Annotated in this window: 3 protein-coding genes; 1 reads left to right on the top strand and 2 read right to left on the bottom strand. The window is 56.6% G+C overall.

Features of this window, described 5'->3' with window-relative positions:
- A partial coding sequence (locus WB528_RS18280; RefSeq protein ID WP_423889800.1) for an ATP-dependent metallopeptidase FtsH/Yme1/Tma family protein occupies positions 1–1211 on the bottom strand: 1211 nt, incomplete at its 3' end.
- 172 nt (positions 1212–1383) lie between these two features.
- Positions 1384–2145 carry a hypothetical protein gene (locus WB528_RS18275; protein ID WP_423889799.1) on the bottom strand — a complete coding sequence of 254 codons (762 nt, stop codon included), beginning with the start codon at positions 2143–2145 and terminating at the stop codon, positions 1384–1386.
- A 157-nt stretch (positions 2146–2302) separates the two neighbouring features.
- Here WB528_RS18275 and WB528_RS18270 point away from each other — a divergent pair, with 157 nt between their 5' ends.
- Positions 2303–2599: a hypothetical protein gene (locus WB528_RS18270; protein ID WP_423889798.1), complete on the top strand. Its 297-nt coding sequence runs from the start codon at positions 2303–2305 to the stop codon at positions 2597–2599.
- The last annotated feature ends 156 nt before the right edge of the window (positions 2600–2755 follow it).

Below are 2755 nucleotides of genomic sequence, written 5' to 3'. Positions count from 1 at the left end.
GCAACAATCCGCTCGATCGCCGCCGTGAAATCGTCAAAGGACACGCAGTCTGCATTACGTCTAGTGGCAGCGATGGCGGCTTCATTGATCAGGTTCGCGATATCAGCACCGGTGAAACCGGTCGTGAGAGCAGCGATCTTGTCCAGATCGACATCCTCGCCGATAGTGATCTTGCGAACGTGAACCTTAAGGATGGCAACACGGCCACTCCTGTCGGGACGATCGACGAGCACCTGCCGATCGAACCGTCCCGCGCGCAGCAGCGCAGGATCGAGAATTTCCGGCCGGTTGGTGGCCGCTAACAAAATCACGCCCGTGCTGGGATCGAAACCGTCGAGTTCGGCGAGCAGTTGATTCAAGGTCTGCTCCTTCTCTTCGTAACCGCTAAAAGCCCCCGGGGAACGGCTACGTCCAAGCGCATCCAGCTCGTCGATGAAAATGATGCAGGGCGCCGCCTTTCGCGCTTGTTCGAAGAGGTCGCGAACCCGCGCCGCGCCGACACCAACGAACAGTTCAACAAACTCGGAGCCGGAAATGGAGAAGAACGCGACTCCGGCTTCTCCGGCGACCGCGCGAGCAAGCAGTGTTTTGCCAGTGCCAGGCGGTCCCACCAGCAGGATTCCCTTGGGAACGTGCGCGCCAAGCCGCCCGTAGCTCTTGGGGTCCTTGAGAAAGGACACTACTTCCTGAAGTTCGAATTTCGCTTCATCGACGCCCGCGACGTCGGCGAAGGTTACCTTGGTGTCTTTCTCGACATAGACCTTGGCGCGGGACTTGCCGATCGACATCAGCCCACCAAAGCCCTGCCCTCCTCCTACGCGGCGTCCGAGAAAACTCCAGACCAGGTAAAACAGCAATAGGGGCGCGACCCATGCAATAATGGTCTGCAGAAACCCGCCGGCAGGCTCACCTGTAACAACGATGCCCTTGGCTTCGAGCTTTTCCGCCAACACTGGATCGACCCGAGCCGTGACGAACGCTGACTTTCCGCTCGCCAGCTTGTCCTTCAACTTGCCCTGGATGGTATCCTGTCCGACGATGACCTCCGTGACATTCCCCTGCGCCACGAGCTGCTCGAACTGGCTGAACGGAACGGTTTCGATCGTATTGTAGGTCGTCGCCAGCCATTGCAGCAGCACTATGGCGATACCCGCCATAAAGATAATTCCCATTGCAACCGTATGCTTGCGTGAGGAGGGGTCGGATTCCATTGCATTCCCGGGATGAAGATCGCTACCACAGAAGGATGAAGTTACGAGCCGAACGAAGACGGCAACAATATCTAAACGCCAGCAACGACTGGCGCTAAGGATTCTTATATTTTAGCGGCGATACCCCTGGTTGACGCAGGTCAAGAACTTCCCGCGAAACGTCGACATCGCCTCAACGTGGCAATGCAATGAGAGCATCGCGAAAAGGCTGATCCGAGATCATCATCAATCCGACAAAGGGCTGACTGAGTTCCAGAATCAGAAAGATCGCGGCGGATGCGGCAAACGAAAAGAGGCAAAGGATGGCAATTGTCCTCGCGTTGCTTTCCGCAAAAAGGCTGATGCTCGCAAAGATTAGCGCCAGCCAGCCAACCAGCACGACCAGAAAAGGAATTGGGATTGTACCGCCCAAGTCGGTGAACAGGAGTAGGCGCGTCTTTCCGATGTCAATGAGAGTGTCAATGGCTCGCGCCTGAAGCGAGCGCTGCGCCTCGGTGTTCGGTACGAGCTTCAGAACTTCGGTATAGACGGATAACCCAAGCGAACTCGCCTCAAAGGGTTGCGGTTTGCCGTAGCTCGGGCGGTTCTCGCTCCAAATTCGATCGGCCAGCGCGCCGGTCTCGCGCCGCAGAAGCCCGCGGATCGGTTTCGTCTCCTGCCCGTACAATTCCAATGCATTATCCAGCAAGACGACGTTTGCGGTAAGTTGCCTGATGCGGCCGCTTTCGGTTTCGTACTTTCCATTGGCCGACGCAATCAACAGACCGAGGACAAGGGAGGCGAGCGTCGCGATCAGCGTCGTGCCTTGCCGCACGATATCCTTTGTATCACCGCTCAGATGCCGATCGGGTAATTTGTCACGAACGAATATGCCCAAGAACGTCCCGCAAAAAATGCTGATAAAAGCCGCCAGCGATGTCAGCAACGGATTCATGGCAGCTAACTATCCATTCATGTTGGGACCTTGCGATCACTGTAAGCCACCAGCAGCGGGCCCCACTTCGTGATTGCCCGTTGGTGAAGTCGAAGTTAGGCAGCGTCGCAAGGCTGGCGAAGATTGACAATAAATGTCGGATTTATTCGGGGTCGGCTTGATCGAGATCAACTGCGTCTGGAGCTTGGCGTGCAATCAAATGCGGGCGTTCAATGGGCTCCCGGGGCGGTTTCATTCTAGAAGGCGACAAGGCGACAACGTCCACGGCCAGATGCAAGCCTACACCATCAAGGCACGAAGGGAGGACGTCGTCCATATGATCGCTGCCTGCGCAGACCAGATTATGACGTCCAATGTTCAGTTCAGCGCAAGGGTCATCGACGAAAACACCATCACACGTACCTTTCCCGGAATGCCCGAGTTCAGCATCAACTATTCACGCTGCCCGAACTGAACTTCCCCAATTCGCCTCTTCGCTTGACTTGGCGGTACGTCAGCCGATGATGGGTGCCCTGTCTCGATCGCCCTTGGCGATCCTGAACTGAGGGATGAGGCCGTTGGCACGCAAGCGACGCAAGTCCTCCAATTCTGACGGAGGACGGAAGAGACC

It is taken from the genome of Bradyrhizobium sp. (assembly GCF_049586575.1).
Classification (GTDB): domain Bacteria; phylum Pseudomonadota; class Alphaproteobacteria; order Rhizobiales; family Xanthobacteraceae; genus Bradyrhizobium.
Note: the sequence above shows the minus strand (reverse complement) of the source record. Positions and strands in the feature narration are given on the sequence as shown.

Excerpts from the sequence above, each read along its gene's own strand:
- WB528_RS18275 (WP_423889799.1), bottom strand. The coding sequence starts at position 2,145 with ATGAATCCGTTGCTGACATCGCTGGCGGCTTTTATCAGCATTTTTTGC.